This is a genomic window from Ligilactobacillus pabuli (assembly GCF_022836475.1).
In the GTDB taxonomy this organism is placed as follows: domain Bacteria; phylum Bacillota; class Bacilli; order Lactobacillales; family Lactobacillaceae; genus Ligilactobacillus; species Ligilactobacillus pabuli.
The window spans coordinates 11,989-29,314 of record NZ_BQXH01000015.1; the positions used below are offsets into that span (position 1 = coordinate 11,989).

The 17,326-nt window shown below is 39.7% G+C and carries 15 protein-coding genes and 1 other annotated feature; all 15 genes read left to right on the plus strand.

The genetic code is table 11. The features are described 5' to 3' along the window. The first annotated feature begins 64 nt into the window (after positions 1–64). On the plus strand, positions 65–1,783 hold the full coding sequence (locus LPAF129_RS07955; RefSeq protein ID WP_244055827.1) for a septation ring formation regulator EzrA: 1,719 nt from the start codon (positions 65–67) through the stop codon (positions 1,781–1,783). Between the two features lie 139 nt (positions 1,784–1,922). Continuing rightward, positions 1,923–3,074: a cysteine desulfurase family protein gene (locus tag LPAF129_RS07960; RefSeq protein WP_244055828.1), complete on the plus strand. Its 1,152-nt coding sequence runs from the start codon at positions 1,923–1,925 to the stop codon at positions 3,072–3,074. Positions 3,075–3,086: 12 nt separating this feature from the next. Next, the gene (gene thiI / locus LPAF129_RS07965; RefSeq protein WP_244055829.1) at positions 3,087–4,304 is read left to right on the plus strand and encodes a tRNA uracil 4-sulfurtransferase ThiI; all 1,218 of its coding nucleotides are present in this window, start codon (positions 3,087–3,089) and stop codon (positions 4,302–4,304) included. Positions 4,305–4,365: 61 nt separating this feature from the next. Beyond that, positions 4,366–4,576, plus strand: a binding site (T-box leader). Positions 4,577–4,664: 88 nt separating this feature from the next. Beyond that, positions 4,665–7,325 carry a valine--tRNA ligase gene (locus tag LPAF129_RS07970; protein WP_244055830.1) on the plus strand — a complete coding sequence of 887 codons (2,661 nt, stop codon included), beginning with the start codon at positions 4,665–4,667 and terminating at the stop codon, positions 7,323–7,325. 112 nt (positions 7,326–7,437) lie between these two features. After that, on the plus strand, positions 7,438–8,748 hold the full coding sequence (locus LPAF129_RS07975) for a bifunctional folylpolyglutamate synthase/dihydrofolate synthase (protein WP_244055831.1): 1,311 nt from the start codon (positions 7,438–7,440) through the stop codon (positions 8,746–8,748). A 16-nt stretch (positions 8,749–8,764) separates the two neighbouring features. Further along, entirely contained in the window at positions 8,765–9,415 is a 651-nt protein-coding gene (locus LPAF129_RS07980; protein ID WP_373875041.1) for an HAD family hydrolase, read from the plus strand. 50 nt (positions 9,416–9,465) lie between these two features. Continuing rightward, positions 9,466–10,140 (plus strand): JAB domain-containing protein, encoded by a 675-nt coding sequence (locus tag LPAF129_RS07985; RefSeq protein WP_244055833.1) that lies wholly within the window; start codon positions 9,466–9,468, stop codon positions 10,138–10,140. A 189-nt stretch (positions 10,141–10,329) separates the two neighbouring features. Further along, positions 10,330–10,560, plus strand: a complete 231-nt coding sequence (locus LPAF129_RS07990) for a cold-shock protein (RefSeq protein ID WP_244055834.1) — start codon at positions 10,330–10,332, stop codon at positions 10,558–10,560. A gap of 112 nt (positions 10,561–10,672) precedes the next feature. Further along, complete coding sequence (locus LPAF129_RS07995) at positions 10,673–11,677, plus strand: rod shape-determining protein (protein ID WP_309296508.1); 1,005 nt, start codon at positions 10,673–10,675, stop codon at positions 11,675–11,677. Positions 11,678–11,837: 160 nt separating this feature from the next. Further along, positions 11,838–12,689 (plus strand): rod shape-determining protein MreC, encoded by an 852-nt coding sequence (mreC, locus tag LPAF129_RS08000; protein WP_244055836.1) that lies wholly within the window; start codon positions 11,838–11,840, stop codon positions 12,687–12,689. Between the two features lie 12 nt (positions 12,690–12,701). Then, on the plus strand, positions 12,702–13,214 hold the full coding sequence (mreD, locus tag LPAF129_RS08005; protein ID WP_244055837.1) for a rod shape-determining protein MreD: 513 nt from the start codon (positions 12,702–12,704) through the stop codon (positions 13,212–13,214). A 14-nt stretch (positions 13,215–13,228) separates the two neighbouring features. Then, complete coding sequence (locus tag LPAF129_RS08010; RefSeq protein WP_244055838.1) at positions 13,229–13,906, plus strand: septum site-determining protein MinC; 678 nt, start codon at positions 13,229–13,231, stop codon at positions 13,904–13,906. A gap of 1 nt (position 13,907) precedes the next feature. Continuing rightward, entirely contained in the window at positions 13,908–14,717 is an 810-nt protein-coding gene (gene minD / locus LPAF129_RS08015) for a septum site-determining protein MinD (protein ID WP_244055839.1), read from the plus strand. Positions 14,718–14,856: 139 nt separating this feature from the next. Then, positions 14,857–16,332 carry a cardiolipin synthase gene (gene cls / locus LPAF129_RS08020; protein ID WP_244055840.1) on the plus strand — a complete coding sequence of 492 codons (1,476 nt, stop codon included), beginning with the start codon at positions 14,857–14,859 and terminating at the stop codon, positions 16,330–16,332. A gap of 60 nt (positions 16,333–16,392) precedes the next feature. Then, complete coding sequence (locus LPAF129_RS08025) at positions 16,393–17,325, plus strand: alpha/beta hydrolase (protein ID WP_244055841.1); 933 nt, start codon at positions 16,393–16,395, stop codon at positions 17,323–17,325. The last annotated feature ends 1 nt before the right edge of the window (position 17,326 follow it).

Here is a 17,326-nt window from a genome sequence, read left to right on the forward strand (position 1 = left end):
GATAGCTGGTCAGACACATAGTTTTATGAATACAAAATGAAAGAGATATAAAGGATGGGGTTTCATGGTAGTCTTGTTAATTGCGGTCATTGTGATCGCTATCGTTGCATATCTTGCAATACTGTATTTTCAACGGAGCTATAGCGAAGCAATCACCGTAGAAAAAAATAAAGTAGAAAAAATGGCGAATGAGTCATTAGAAGATCAGTTGGCTAAGATTAGTCAGCTTAATCTCTCAGGTGAAAGCTTGACAGAATTTGAGACCTTGGATAAGGGCTACCATTTTTTAAAGAATAGGGAATTACCTGAATTATCGGAACTGTTAAATGATCTCACAGATGCAGTGCATCATTACCAATTTATGCGAGTTTCACGAGAAATCAAGCTTGTGCAGCAAAAAACTGCTGGGGCTGAGCAACATGCAAGTGAAATTAAAGAGAAGTTAGACCTGATCCAGACTAGCACTAAGCAGCATGAGAATATTTTGAAAGAATTACAGGAAAAATATCAGTCATTACGGACTGTTTTACTAACTAAGAACTTTTCTTTTGGCCCTGGGATCGATGCTTTAGAAGAAAAATCCGCTGAAATTGAAGAAGACTTTGGCAAATATACTAAATATTCTGAAAGTGGCGATTTTGTTAGCTCCGAGGAACCGTTAAACAAGCTCAGGTCGGACATGGACGCCATTGAAGATGCTGTTGAACAAATTCCACCGATTTTTAAGAATTTACACAATGTCTTTCCTGAACAGTTAGAAGAATTAACTGCTGGAATAAAACAAATGAAAGACAACCATTGTATTTTTACGACTGATCTTTCAGCTAAAGTGGCAGAAATTACTAAAGAATGTCAAGAAAATGAACATAATTTGGCGGATTTGAACTTAGCGGCTGCTAGCGAATTAGATGAACAAATTGTGACAGAAATCGACCATGTCTATGCTGAAATCGAAAGCGAGTATGCAGCAGCAACGATTTTAGGAAATAAGTTCCAAGAATTAGGTCAGTTTTTAAACCACGCACAACAGCAACAAAAGGAATTGAAAATCGAACTTGATCGTTTGGGTCAAAATTATACTTTTAATAACCAAGAAGAAGAACGAGCTGCTCAATTAGACCAACAGCTAAATGAAATTCAGCAACACTATACTCAGCTAGAACAAACTAAAGAAAAGAAGCAAGATCTAGTTTGTTCAACCGCTGTGGCACAGTTAGATGATGACAAAGAACGTCTAACAAATGCAGAAAAAGAGCAGCAGGCAATTAATGCTGGAATTTCTGGTTTATGGAAAGAAGAAAAAGATGCTCTAGACGCGGTGGAAAATTTTGACACTGAGATCCACCGGATGAAGCGAGAAGTTGAAAAGTTAAACTTGCCTGGCTTACCAGAAGACTACTTAGAATACTTTTTCAAGGTTAGCGATGAAATCGAAGCTCTAGACGCTGAATTAAACAAAATGAAAATTGATATGGCTGAAATTACACGCAGCTTGATCAATACGCAGTCTGATTTAGACGTTTTAAATAATAAAACCATTGAAATTAAGGATAGTTCAATGTTGGCTGAACGGTTGCTACAATATTCCAATCGTTATCGGAATCGTTATCCAGAAGTGGAACAGGCTTACCAACAGTCACTAATTGCCTTTGAAAAAGAATTTGCATACGTAGAGGCTTTGGATAACATTTCGCAGGCAATCGATACGGTTGAACCTGGGGCTTTTAAACGAATCTCAGAACAGTTTGAAGCAGAAAAGGATTCATTGAATACTTTAGTTTAATGATATTAATTAAAATCAATGAGATGGTAAAGCGCTCGTAGCGATACGGCGCTTTATTTTATGGACTGGAAAATAGACTTGTAAACTTTCTATGAAATGTTTACAATTGGTAAGAAAAATAATTTGAGAAGGATGAATAATGATATATTTTGATAACAGTGCAACAACAAAAGTCGCTCCCCAAGTACTAGAAACATACCGAACTGTTAGCGACAAGATTTGGGGCAACCCTTCATCTTTGCACGCTTTAGGAGAAACAGCAGATAACTTATTAGAACAATCACGGCGGCAAATTGCGCAGCTATTAGGTTGCCAGCCACATGAAATCTTTTTTACGAGTGGTGGGACCGAAGGCGATAATTGGGTCATTAAGGGTACAGCTTTTGCTAAACGTGAATTTGGTAAACACATTATTACTTCATCAATCGAACATCCAGCTGTTTTAAATTCGATGGCGCAACTAGAAAAATTGGGCTTTGATGTGACTTATTTGCCAGTTGATCAGAATGGCCGAGTTCAAGCTAAAGATGTTAAAGAAGCGTTACGTCCTGACACAATTTTAGTCTCTGTCATGGCAATCAATAACGAAGTGGGTTCAATTCAACCTTTGGCAGAAATTGGTGAAATTTTACGTTCACATCCTAACGTTCACTTCCATGTTGATGCCGTGCAAGGAATTGGTAAGGGAATCGGTGAACTGCTGAAAAATGAACGAATTGATTTTTTGACTTTCTCTGGTCATAAATTTCACGCCCCACGAGGAATTGGATTTATTTATAAAAAGACTGGCCGAATGATTGAACCACTGATGGCTGGCGGTGGACAAGAAAAGAACCAGCGCAGTGGAACTGAAAATTTGCCTGCAATTGCAGGTATGGCCAAAGCATTACGTTTGCTGCTGGAAAATGAAACTGAGAATGTGCAAAAAGAACGTGCCATCAAGCAAAAAATTTACGACCATGTTGCTAATTTAGAAAATGTGACTGTCTTTTCAACAGTCGATGAGTTTTCTTCACCGCATATTTTGTGCTTTACCATCGACGGTGTTCGAGGGGAAACAATCGTACACGCCTTTGAACAGGAAGATATTTACATTTCAACGACCAGTGCATGTTCTTCTAAAAAGGGAACTGTTTCAGGGACTTTAAATGCGATGCATGTTCCGGAAAAAATTGCGACCTCAGCAGTTCGGGTCAGTTTAGATGAAAATAATACGTTAGCAGAAGCAACGACTTTCAATCAGGCATTTGATAAAATTTATGCACGTTTTGAAGAGGTTTTTGCAAAATAGAAAGGATCACAGATGCAATATACAGAAATTACAGTTCGCTACGGTGAATTGTCAACTAAAGGAAAAAATCGGCGTTCATTTATTGACCGCTTAGGTACGAATACGCGTAATGCTTTAGCTAGTTTTGACAAATTGGAAATTAAGGCTCACCGTGACCGGATGCATATTCGCTTAAACGGTGAAGATTACCATGAAGTTGTTAAACTAGTTAAGAAGATTTTTGGGATTCAGAACTTTTCGCCTGCAATTAAAGTCGGGCGTGATGTCGAGGAAGTTAAACGCACCGCGATTGAAATTTTTAATGAGATTGCGACAGATGGCATGACCTTTAAGATCAATACTCGGCGATCAGACCATAATTTCGAATATGATACCAACCAACTGAATGACATTTTGGGCGGAACCATTTTAGACAATTTTCCCCAGGTGAAAGTTCAAATGAAACAACCTGATATCACACTAAGAGTTGAGGTCCGTTCAGACGGAATTTATCTGTCATATGAACAGATCCCTGGTGCTGGCGGTTTGCCGGTTGGAACTGCAGGTAAGGGCCTGTTGATGTTATCCGGTGGGATCGATTCGCCGGTTGCCGGATATTTGGCATTAAAGCGTGGCGTCGATTTGGAAATGGTTCATTTCTACAGTCCGCCATATACGAGTGAGCAAGCCTTGAACAAGGCTAAGGAATTAACTGCCAAATTAGCACCATATGTTGGTAAGATCCGCTTTATTCAAGTCCCATTTGCTGAGATCCAAGAAACTGTCAAAAAAGACGTTCCAGCCGGCTACTTGATGACGATCCAACGGCGCTTTATGTTGAGATTGTGCGAAAAAATTGCTGAACAGCGCCATGCTTTAGCGATTTTTAACGGTGAATCATTGGGACAAGTTGCTTCACAAACGATGGAAAGTATGGCAGCAATCAATGATGTGACATCAATGCCGATTTTACGGCCAGTAGTTTCAATGGATAAAAACGATATCATTAAAGTTGCGGAAGAAATTGATACCTTTAATCTCTCCATTAAACCATATGAAGATTGCTGTACGGTCTTTGCTCCAACAGCACCAAAAACTAAGCCAAGAATTGATCGTTCACGGGAATATGAGAGTAAATTAGATGTTGATGGATTAATTGAACGTTCACTGGCTGGAATTAAAATTACAGAAATTACTAGTGCTGACCATTTCTTGAATGCACAAGAAGAGTCATTTGCTGAATTGCTGTAAAAATTACTGGTGCGACTGGATTTAGACTTGACGTTTATGAAACGCAAGGTTAGAATTATCTCATAAAGCTTTGACCAAGAGGGTCGTTCGGTACTCATTTGACAGAGAGAAATGGTTAGTGGAACATTTCAGTGAGCCGGGGATTGTAGCTTGTTAGCTGCCAACTTGAAACTAATTGTAGGGCTGGCCGGACTTCTATCCGTTAACAAAAGAAATTTAAGTGGGGGTTAAAGCCCCAATTTAGGTGGTACCACGGCACTGTCGTCCTAATTTTTAGGACGATGGTGTTTTTTTTAACGGTTAGTGACTGAAGAACTCTTTGTTTAAAGATAGATTTGAAACGTAGAAAGGATGAATTAAATGGCTAAAGAAATCGAAATGTCAACCAAATACGATCCAACCGCTGTTGAACGTGGACGTTACGAAAAATGGCTGGATCAAGATTTATTTAAACCAAGTAGAGACCAAAGTGCCAAACCATATTCCATCGTAATTCCACCACCAAATGTGACAGGAAAACTGCATTTGGGTCATGCTTGGGATACGACCTTGCAGGATATGCTGATCCGTCAAAAGAGAATGGAAGGTTACGACACTTTATGGCTGCCAGGAATGGATCATGCAGGGATCGCCACCCAAGCTAAAGTTGAAGCTCGTTTGGCCGAAAGCGGTATTTCCCGTTACGACCTTGGGCGCGAAAAGTTTGTGGAGAAGGTCTGGGAATGGAAAGACGAATACGCTAATATCATTAAGCAACAGTGGGCTAAATTAGGGCTCTCGCTTGATTATAGCCGTGAACGTTTCACCTTTGATGAGGGCTTATCTAAAGCCGTGCGTAAAGTCTTTGTTGCTTTGTACAAAAAAGGCCTGATCTATCGCGGCGAATACATTATTAACTGGGATCCAAAGGCTCGGACTGCATTGTCTGATATTGAAGTCATCCATCAAGATGACAAGGGTGCCTTCTATCATGTTAAGTACCCATTCGCTGATGATACTACTTTTAACGGCAAAGATTACATTGAAATTGCAACAACTCGTCCAGAAACGATGCTGGGTGATGTCGCCATTGCGGTCAACCCGAAAGATGAACGTTACAAAGATTTAGTTGGTAAAAAAGTGGTTCTGCCATTACATGGCCGTCTCTTGGAAATTATTGCTGACCAATACGTTGATCCTGAGTTTGGGACTGGGATGGTTAAGATCACACCAGCGCATGACCCTAATGACTTTGAGGTCGGTAACCGTCATAACTTGGAACGGATCAATACCATGAACGAAGATGCCAGCTTGAATGAAAAAGCTGGTAAGTATGCTGGAATGGATCGTTTCGATGCCAGAAAAGCCATTGTTGCTGATTTAAAGGAACAAGGCTACCTGTTATCTGAAGAACCAATCGTGCATAGTGTTGGTCACTCAGAGCGGACTGGTGTTCAAGTCGAAGCACGTTTGTCAACACAGTGGTTTGTGAAGATGAAGCCTCTTGCAGAAGCTGCTTTGAAAAATCAAGAATCAGACGACCGAGTAACTTTTGTACCAGACCGGTTTGAACATACCTTTACTCAGTGGATGGAAAACGTCCATGACTGGGTAATTTCAAGACAACTCTGGTGGGGACATCAGATCCCAGCTTGGTACCATAAAGAAACTGGGGAAACCTATGTTGGGGAAGAAGCACCTAGTGATCCAGAAAACTGGGAACAAGATTCAGATGTGCTAGATACGTGGTTCTCTAGTGCTTTATGGCCATTTTCAACGATGGGTTGGCCAGATGAAGAAGCACCGGACTTTAAACGTTACTTCCCAACTAATACCTTAGTTACTGGTTACGATATTATCTTCTTCTGGGTTTCACGGATGATTTTCCAAAGTAAAGAGTTTACCGGTCGGCGACCATTTGAACATGTCTTGATCCATGGCTTGATACGAGACGAAGAAGGCCGCAAGATGAGTAAATCACTTGGTAACGGGATCGATCCGATGGACGTGATTGAAAAATATGGTGCTGATGCCTTGCGGTGGTTCTTAGCAACTGGTTCAACACCGGGACAAGATATTCGCTTCTCATATAAGAAGATGGATTCTGCTTGGAACTTTATTAATAAGATTTGGAACGCTAGCCGCTTTGCCATCATGAACTTTGACGAAGATACAGAGGCCAAACTTCCTGATCGCAGTGAATGGCAGTTAGCAGATAAATGGATCTTGAGCCGCCTGAATACAACCATTCATGAAGTAACTCGTTTATTCGATGCTTTTGAATTTGGTGAAGCAGGACGTGCTTTATACAACTTTATCTGGAATGATCTATGTGACTGGTACATTGAAATGGCCAAAGAAGATTTCTATGGTAAAAATCAGGAATTGAAACATAATACACAAAATATTTTGTGCTATGTTTTAGACCAGACTTTACGCTTAATGCACCCAATTATGCCATTTGTTACCGAAGAAATTTGGTTAGCAATGCCACACACCGGGGATTCATTAGTGACAGCAGCTTATCCTACTGAGGATGATGCTTTGCATGACGAAGAAGCTGAAAAAGGGATGAGTAATTTGATCGAATTGATCAAGGCTGTCCGGAATATTCGTGCTGATGCCAATGCACCATTATCTTCACCAGTGGATATCCAAATTAAAACAGCGACAGCTGAAAATCAGGAGATCTTCGAGGCTAATCAAGAATATATTGAACGTTTCTGTCATCCACAGACATTGCAGATCTCTGCTGATTTACAAGCACCAACCTTAGCGATGACTGCTGTGATCAGTGGTGCAGAAGTCTATATCCCATTAGCTGGTTTGGTTGACCTGGGGCAAGAAGTTGCACGTTTGCAAAAAGAAATCGATAAGTTAAATAATGAAGTTACTCGTGGCGAAAAGAAATTAAGTAACCAAGGCTTCGTTAAAAATGCACCAGAAGCAGTTGTTGCTGAAGAACAAGAAAAATTAGCCGGCTACAAAGAAAAATTAGCTGCTACTGAAGCAAGAATTGCAGAAGTGAAAAAAGAAATGTAAGATTTAGGGCAGGGAAGACGAAGGTTTTCCTTGTCTTTTTTAGTTGTATCGCGTAAATGATCCAGTATAATAAAGACAAGTTTTAGATTAAAAATAAGGGGTCAGTTGATTGATGATAGATAAAATTACTAATTATGCTGAGGCGCTGTCCTTTATCCATGGCAGACATAAATTTGTTAAGTTTCCAACGTTAAAACGGATGTTGCGGTTAGCAAATTTATTAGGTGAGCCGCAAAAACAACTCAAATTTATCCACGTGACGGGAACAAATGGTAAGGGCTCAGTGACAGCGTACTTACGTGATTTATTAGTTAGTCAAGGATATGATGTTGGGACTTTTACCTCGCCATTTATTGAAAAATTTAACGAACGGATCGCGATTAATGGTCAAATGGTGAGCGATAATACAATCGTGTCCTTGGTTCAAAAAGTTTTGCCAGCTGTAAATCAGGTTGACAAAGAATATGTTGAAAATGGTGGCGGTCCGACTGAATTTGAAGTCTTGACTGCAATGATGTTAGTTTATTTTGCCCAAAGCCAGCCAGATTTTGTGATTGCTGAAGTTGGGATCGGTGGGACCTATGATTCAACTAATATCATTGAACCATTGATTTCAGTTATTACTTCGGTTGGAATGGATCACATGAAGGTTTTAGGAAATACGCTGGCAGAAATTGCTGCCAATAAGGCTGGAATTATTAAAAAAGAACGCCCAATCGTGTGTGGTGCTTTGCCGACAGAGGCACTGACAGTTGTTCAAGAACGGAGTCAAGCCATGCAGGCACCCTTGTATCAGTTAGGAAAACAATTTACTGTTACTCCTAAAAAAGTGGCGAATTACTGGGGTGAAACATTTGCTTATCACTTTTCAGATGTAACTTTGAAAAAGGTGCAGCTGCAAATGATCGGCGGTTATCAAATTGAGAACGCCGCGGTAGCGTTAACTACTTTTCTAGTGCTAATGCAACAGCTGTCTCAGCCTGTTCAGCCGCATGAGTTAACTAAATCTCTAAAGCACACAACTTGGCCAGGCAGGTTTGAAAAAATCAATGACGAGCCGCTGATCGTCTTAGACGGAGCACATAACGTTCCTGCCATGCAGGGGCTTAAACAAACATTACAACAAAAATTTAGCGGCCAGAAAGTTTATGTCTTACTAGCAGTCTTAGAAGATAAACAATTTAATGAAATGATTGCCGAATTGGAACAAGTTTCGAATTTGTCGTTATATCTGACGGATTTTGCTGGTCCACGACAAACCATGAAACAGAGTGAATTAGCGGCACAATGGCAAACATTCCCGCAATTTGACCACTGGCAGGAAGCATTAGGAGAAATTATTAGTCAGATGTCTGCGGATGATCTGCTGTTGATCACAGGTTCGTTATATTTTGTGTCGGAAGTTCGCCGTTACTTCAAGTAGAAAAAGGAGAATGAATGTGAAACCTGATTTAGTAATTTTTGATATGGATGGAGTCGTTTTTGATTCAGAAAAGGTCTATTACACTGCCAATAAACTAGCAGCTGATGAACTAGGAATGGACTATTCATTGGAATACTACCGTCGGTTTGTTGGTGCTGGCAACGATCAAATGATGGTCGAAATGGCTCAGGATTTTGGTGATGAGGAATTGATCAAAAACTTTATGCAACGTAGTTATAATTTGATCAACCCCTTGGTTTCAGCAGGAAAGATGGAATTAAAACCGGGCTTTTTAGAGTTAACGCAGCATTTACGTGCACAAAAGACCCCGTATGTCTTAGCCTCTAGTAATGACCGGCACCAAATTGATTTTTATTTAACAACCACCAAGATGGATTTGGGCTTTGATTTAATTGTTTCTGCCGATGATGTGACTGAAGCTAAACCGTCACCCGAGATTTTTATGCAGGCCTGGCAAAAAGCAGGGCAACCCGAAAAAAATAAAACTTTGGTGATCGAGGATTCGCATAATGGTATCTTGGCTGCCAACCGAGCGGGATTGCCGGTGGCGATGGTCCCTGATCTAATTTTACCGACAGCTTACGATACAACCAATACGATGGGAATTTTTAAAACTTTGCATGATTTACAAAAAAGTTTGGCTTAAAAAAACTAAATTCGGCTTTTTTTTCGTATATAGTAATCGGAGGGGTTAAAATGACATTGATAAATTCTTTTGACTTAGATTACTTAACGAAACAGATTCAGCATTATGGACCACAAGCATTAACTGACCGTGAATTGTTATTTTGCGTTTGTTGCAGTGCATTTCCTAAAAGAACTGCCAGCAAAATTACGGGAGAATTTTTTGATCAGTATGAGGATCTGGAGCAAATGCAGTATTTAACCAATACTGAAATCAGGGCCTTATTACCAACTGAACAAAAAGCCTGGTTCTTTGAAGTTTTAGGTGAATTTGCGAATCGCTATGAAAAGCGACCGGCTTTGGCTTTAGGAACGGTGTACTCTAGCCGGAAAATTGGCGAGTATATGACTAAAATGTACGGTGCAGCTAAACAAGAACTATTGGTTGGTATTTATTTAGATACTAAAAATCAAGTGATGCTGCAAAAAAATTTGTTTAAAGGGACCTTGAATTCAGCAACAGTTCACCCGCGTGAAATTTTTAGAGAGGCTGTTAAGTGTAGCGCTGCACGCTTTATGGTGGTTCATAATCATCCTAGTGGCAATGTGACTCCGTCTAAAAATGATTTAGCTTTAACAAAGCGTTTGGTCAGTTGCGGAGAGATGTTAGGTATTACGTTACTGGATCATATTATTGTTGGCGATAGTTCATATTTAAGCATGCGTGAAGAAGAAATTATTGCTTAACTGTTAAAAAAAGTCAAGTAGTTTAAATTAACGCTTGCAAACAATTTGTGGATAAACACAATTGTTTGCAGGCGTTTTTTGGATGATCGTTTAGTGTCGTTTTTCCGGTGATAACCAGTGGTGTTGTGTTGTAGAAGACTTTAAAATGTGGTAAACTTGCACAAGTACAAGTCTTGAAAGGAATTTAAAATGCTAACAGGTAAAGTGCGTTCTTTTAATAAAGATAAAGGTTTTGGTTTTATTATTCCAGATGAGGGCAAGGAAGATATTTTTGTCCATTTTTCTGCGATTTTAACACCTGGCTATAAGGTTTTAGAAGCAGGACAGCGAGTCAGCTATGTTTCTGTGACAGGAATTAGAGGTCCGCAAGCATGCGATGTCAGTATTTTGCATGAAGAAACACCAACTGAGGAACGTTAATTTGGTGATTTCTTAAAAAAATTAACGAAAGTTGATTTGATAGCTTGTGTTATAATTTTAGTATTATCTGAAAAATAAAACTTAATAGGCAACATTGAAGGGATGAAAAAAAGTGTTCGGAATGGGAACAAAAAATATCGGGATCGATCTCGGTACTGCAAATACAATAGTTTATGCTGAAGGTAAGGGAATTGTCTTACGCGAACCTTCAGTTGTTGCTAAAAATACTAAATCAGGAGAAATCGTTTCAGTTGGTTCTGAAGCCCGCGATATGATTGGACGGACTCCAGCAAGTATTGTTGCAATTCGACCAATGAAAGATGGCGTAATTGCTGATTATGATACAACTGCTTCGATGATGAAGTATTATATTGATAAAGCTCTTGGTAAACGCGGCGGCAAGCCATATGTCATGGTTTGTGTCCCAAGCGGAGTGACTGAAGTTGAAAAACGTGCAGTCGTTGATGCAACTCGAGTTGCGGGTGCTAAAGATGCTTATGTCATCGAAGAACCATTCGCTGCTGCCATTGGCGCAGGTTTGCCAGTGATGGATCCAACCGGTAGCATGGTCGTTGATATTGGTGGTGGGACTACTGATGTTGCAACGATTTCTTTAGGCGGGATCGTTTCTAGCCGTTCAATTAGAATGGCTGGCGACCGTTTGGACGAAGCAATCATTTCGTTTGTTCGAAAAAATTACAACTTGTTAATTGGTGAACGGACTGCTGAACAGTTGAAGATGGATACTGCATCTGCATCTGTTGAAGCTGCTAAGGAATTAGATAAGCAATCTATTCGCGGCCGTGATTTGGTAACTGGTTTACCAAAGACAATTGAGATCGAAGCAGAATCAGTTGCGATTGCGATCCAAGAAGTGATTCAAGAAATTATTACAGCAATCAAAGAAACTTTGGAAGAAACTTCACCTGAAATTGCTGCCGATGTGATCGACCACGGAATCGTTTTAACTGGTGGTGGTGCACTCTTGCGGCATTTACCTGAAGTAATCTCCGATGCAACTAAAGTGCCAGTTTTTGTTGCTTCTGAACCACTTGATTGTGTTGCGATCGGGACCGGGGAATCCTTGAAGAGCATTGATGTAATGAAAAAGAACTAATTACTAAAAAATTATGTGGGGGTTGGAGTTTTTTATCTCCAGCCTCTTAATTTTTTATGCGTTTGATACGAAAAAATTATGATCATGGAGCTGAACGGACCTTTAGTGCAATAACTAGTTGGTTTAGGTCACGGCATCATAATGTGAGGAGGTTTGAAGTGTGCAAAAGTTCTCATTCAATAAGAGATTAGTAGTCACAATGATTATTTTGATTGTCGGCTTTTTATTAATCGCTCTATCAATCAGCGTGAGAAATAATAAAAATGCACCATCATTCGTGCAACAAATTGGGAATGAAGCTGGTGGGATAGTTGATCGGGTAGTTGGAGTTCCAATGAATGGATTAGGGCATGCAACAGACTCAGTCAAGGATCTATATAACTCTTATACTGAAAATAAGAAGCTCAAGAAACAAGTCGATTCGATTGCAACACAAAAAGTGGAAAATCAAACTCTTAAAGAAGAAAATGAACACTTAAAACAACAGTTAAAATTAAACGAGACTCTGACATCTTATCAAAAAATCAGTGCGGTCGTTTTGAGCCGAACACCTTCATCTTGGCAGAATCAAATTATTATTAATAAAGGTTCTGTTGCTGGTGTGAAGAAAAATGATGCGGTAATGTCACGCCAGGGGTTAGCTGGTCGAGTCACTGAAGTGAATAAAACTACTAGTAAAGTAGAGCTATTGTCTACTGGTAATGATTCAGCCAATCGGTTTGCAGTTCGGGTCACGAGCAAGGATGGCACGGTGATCAATGGTTTGATCACTGGTTATAGTACAGCTAACAACCAGCTGATCATGGGTCAGGTAACTTCTAAGGCAAAAATTGCGAAAGGTGCCAAAATTATTACTTCTGGTATGGGTGGTATTACACCGCAAGGACTACTAGTCGGTCAAGTAATTCGTGTCGCAAATAATGACGAGGGCTTACCAACTAAAATCTATATTAAACCCGCAGCTGACTTTAACGATTTAGACGTAGTTACAGTAGCTAGAAGAGTGGATTAGGAGTTTTGCAAAATGAGAATTTCAAAAATGAGATATTTTTTTCCAATCGGTACCTTTTTGTTTCTCTTTTTGGATGGTTCGTTGAGCCATCTCCTGGCGCCGTTCTTTTTTACCACAAACGTTTCAGTTGAAAGCAGGTTGATTTTGCTGTGGCTGGTAATGGGGATCTGTTATGGAACTGTTGATCATTTGATTTGGTGGGCTGCAGCTGCAGGACTATTTTTTGATTTGTTCTTTACGGGGATCCTAGGGATTTTTACCCTGTTGTTACCATTTATGGTGTACCTGACCCAAAACGTGTTAACATTTTTTAATCGGTCATTTATTGTGGTATTATTAATATACTTAATTGATATTACCGTACTAACAACTTTGTTTTACTGGGCAAATGCCTTGATTGGCTTTACGTCTGTTTCAGCCGTGAACTTTATTGGTCGGACACTTGGTCCAACTTTATTGTTTAACTTAGTAGTGTATGTCATTTTATTTTGGCCATTAAAGGTATTTTTCGAAAAATTTGAGTAAGGATGTGTGGAAGAATGCAAGCAGTTGTTTTGAAAGGATACAAAAACGGGTATGAGATACTAATAGAGCCAACTGCAAGTTTCAGTGAAATTAAAGCAGAACTTAGTACTTTAATGGAGAAGTTGCATAATGATGAAACCTCAGACCGGACGAAGAAGTATTCCTTCAATCTCAATACTGGTATGATCCTCTACACGGCTGAGCAAAAGCAAGAATTGGAAAACATTTTTGCGGATTATCCGCGCTTTTCGATCCATAAAATTCAGAGTGCCGTTTTAGAGAAAAAAGAGGCACAAGAAATTGTTGATAGTACTACTGTTCATGTTAACGGCGATATCATTCGAAATGGACAAGATAAACTCATTCATGGTGATCTGTTGTTTTTGGGAACAGTTCATCAGGGAGGAATTTTACGAGCAACGGGCAGTATTTACATTTTAGGAACTGTAAATGGAATTGTCTGTGCCGGTCATGAGAATAACACCCGGGCCATTATCGCTGGTAATTTGCAGGGGGCACAACAATTAAGAATTGCGGATTTAGTAGACATAGTAAACGAAGATCAAAAAATTGCACAAGCTGATCAAACAAGTGCACTTTTTGTTAATGATCTGCATGCTTTAGCTGTGACACAAATTGAGCAGTTAAAAACAATCAGACCAAAACTTTTCATAAAGGCAGGGGGATTTTAAGATGGGAAAAGCAGTTGTGATCACTTCTGGTAAAGGCGGTGTCGGTAAGACGACGACGACGGCAAATCTAGGAACTGCACTTGCTTTAATGAATAAAAAAGTGTGTTTAGTTGATTTAGATATCGGCTTACGTAACCTTGATGTTGTACTTGGACTGGATAATCGCATTATTTATGATATCGTTGATGTTGTTGAAGGCCGGGCTAAATTGCCACAAGCTTTAATCAAGGATAAACGTTTTAATGATAAGCTCTTCTTATTGCCGGCTGCTCAGAATGCTGATAAAACGTCGGTTGAACCTGAACAGGTCGCAGAAATTGTGGATGAGCTGAAGAGTGAATTTGATTATGTTTTTCTTGATTGTCCTGCGGGAATCGAACAAGGCTTTATGAACGCAGTTACGGCTGCAGATGAGGCAATCGTCGTTTCAACTCCTGAAATTTCTGCCGTGCGTGATGCTGACCGTGTAGTTGGTTTATTGGAACAACAAGATTTGGATAAGCCGCCAATGTTAGTGATCAATCGGATCCGTAAGAATATGATGAATGCTGGTAATATGATGGATGTTGACGAAATTACTAGACATTTATCGATTGAACTGCTTGGAATTGTTTTTGATGAAGACCAAGTGATCGCAACCTCTAATAAAGGTGAACCAATCGTTCTTTATGAAAAAAATCCAGCAGCGCAGGGATATCGCGATATTGCTCGTCGAGTTGAAGGTGAAACAGTCCCGTTGATGTCACTGAAAGAAGACAAACAACCAGGATTCTTTCAACGGATCGGTGCCTGGTTTAAGAAAGATAAATAAGAATAAATTTTAACTTAAAAGGGCCAGAAATGGTCTTTTTTTATTGGCCTTTAACAGAGCAAAAAGTTGGTATATCTGATATTTGTATACTTTATAGCCTATCTTTGCTATAATCTTTTTGTATCTAATTTGGATGTGGATGGTGACTTTTGTGGATTTGATTTATAGTGTGGTCTCAGTTATTTTCTTTATTAATACCCTCTTAGCAATAGTAACTGTTTTTAAAGAAAAGCGGGATATCGCTGCGACATGGGCGTGGTTATTAGTGCTAAACCTGTTACCGGGGATCGGTTTTTTGATCTACTTGTTTGCGGGCAAAAAGATTTCTAAGGAGCGGATCTTTGATATTAAGGCTCAGGAAAAATTAGGAATCGATCAATTAGTAAACCTGCAAAAAGAACAATGGCATGAAAAAGAACTGTTACCATATGATTTGCTGACAAATGAAGCCCAACAAACCTCCCGGCTGTTTTTAGAAGCGGACCAAGCAATTTTTACGAATAATAACCAAGTCCAGGTTTTTACCGATGGTCATCAAAAGTTTACCCAGCTATTAGAAGACATTGAACATGCGAAAGATCACATTCATGTTGAGTATTATACTTTTTATAGTGATAAAATTGGTCACCAGATCTTGGCTGCTCTAGAACGAGCACAGCAACGGGGAGTTACTGTGCGGGTTATTTATGACAGCATGGGCTCACGTGGACAATCCAGACACTTCTTCAAGCACCTGGAAGAGTTGGGTGGTCAGGCTGAGCCTTTCTTTGGGTCTAAACGGGCTTATTACCATAGTCCGCGACTAAATTATCGAGACCATAGAAAAATTGTGGTAGTCGATGGCTTGATTGGTTATATTGGCGGATTTAATATCGGTGACCAGTATTTAGGCCGGCTAGAGAAATTCGGCTATTGGCGCGATACTCATTTGCGGATCATTGGGAATGCGGCAGTTGCTTTACAGTCGCAATTTTTTATGGACTGGAATGCTACAGTTAAAAATGTGCCTGAATCAAAACCGATTGAGTATGACGACCGTTATTTTCCTTTACAACGGGGGCAGGGCTCGACTGGAATTCAGATTGTTTCTTCCGGACCAGATAATGAAACTGAAGCAATTAAGTTAGGTTACTTGAAACTAATTGGAAATGCACATGATTATATTGATATTCAAACGCCTTACTTGATTCCAGATGATTCTGTGATGGAAGCACTCGGGGTAGCAGCCTTGTCCGGAGTGAAGGTCCGAATTATGATTCCTTCAATGCCAGACCACGCTTTTGTCTATCGTGCCACAGAGTACCATGCTAAGGAATTACTAGAAAAAGGCGTGGAGATCTACCGCTATAACAACGGATTTATGCATGCTAAAACTATGGCAGTTGATGGTCAGATGTGTTCGGTGGGTTCAGCCAATCTTGATTTCCGGAGCTTTAAACTGAACTTTGAAGTCAATGCCTTTTGTTATGACCGGCAGTTAACCATGCAATTGACAGATATCTATGACCAAGATATTGAACACTGTACACAATTAACACCAGAGTATTTTGAACAACAGTCAAGGTGGCTGAAATTTAAACAGTATTTTTCACGCTTACTTTCACCAATATTATAAAAAATTGGTTTGATTTAGCGATTTTGAGGTTAAAATTTTAGAAATGAGAGCTTATATTTTATGTCGAAAAAGAAGAAGATTTTATTTTCACTATTAACGGTTATTGTCCTAGCAATAGTCGGAGGGTTAGGATATGCTGGCAATTATTTAGTGACTTATGCTTTTGACAACTCACACCATTCTGCCAGTCCAGCAACTGGACAAAAACACTTAGACCAGGAGTGGCTGAAGCACCAGAAGTCATCAACACAAAAGTGGTCACTGCGGGCTGATAAGACTAAACAAAAATTAGTTGGTTTCTATTATCCGGCAGCAAAGTCGACGAAAAAAACGATCGTAGTTGCTCACGGCTATCAAGGGACTCATTATGAGATGGCTTCTTATATCCGGATGTTTCATCGTCAAGGTTATAATGTATTAGCGCCTGATGATCGCGGCAGTGGACAAAGTTCGGGCCGCTATACTACTTTTGGTTATCCCGATAGTCGAGACTATCTGGGGTGGGTCAAACAGGTCATCGCAAAGAATGGTTCAGATTCAAAAATTGGTTTGTTTGGCGTGAGCATGGGTGGCGCGACGGTCATGATGATGAGCGGTTTAAAGTTGCCGGCACAGGTTAAAGCAATCATTGAGGATTGTGGGTATGATAGTGTTGCAAATGAATTAGCATACCAGTTAAAGCAACAGTTCGATATGCCCAAAGAACCGTTGATTTCAGCCAGCTTATTGGTTGCTCAGTTCCGAGTAGGTTATAATTTTAGACAAGGCAATTCAGTTAAAGCATTGCAGAAAAATCATTTGCCAACGTTCTTTATTCATGGCCAAAAAGATACTTTTGTGCCAACTGAGATGGTTTATAAAAATTATGCAGCGACTCAGGGCAAAAAACAATTGTGGGTGACTGCTAATACTAAACATGCTGATTCACAAAAAAATTACCCAAACCAATATAATCAGAAAACAGCCAGTTTTTTCGCTAAATATTTGCAATAAA